1 protein-coding gene is annotated in these 278 nt (G+C 62.6%); it reads left to right on the plus strand.

The features are described from left to right. The coding region (locus tag AF337_RS27255; RefSeq protein WP_152971209.1) for a glycoside hydrolase family 38 C-terminal domain-containing protein at positions 1-278 on the plus strand (278 nt) is incomplete at both ends.

Genomic DNA, 278 nt, shown 5'->3' on the forward strand with positions numbered 1-278 from the left:
CTTCGGGGTCGCACTGCTCAACAATGCCAAATACGGTCATAGCGCCCGCGGCAATGTGATCGGCATGAGCCTCGTGCGCGGTCCGATCTATCCGGATCCGCTGGCCGATGAAGGCGAGCAGAGCTTTACCTATGCGTTGATGCCGCATGAAGGCACCTGGCATGAAGGCGGCGTCCTCGACGAGGCGATCGATCTCAATCAACCGCTCGTCGCTGCTGAGGCCAGCGGCCTCTCCACCGGCACCTTCGCGCCGCTTGTGGTCAACGGCATCCCTGTCG

It is taken from the genome of Rhizobium ecuadorense (assembly GCF_001187535.1).
GTDB lineage: Bacteria > Pseudomonadota > Alphaproteobacteria > Rhizobiales > Rhizobiaceae > Rhizobium > Rhizobium ecuadorense.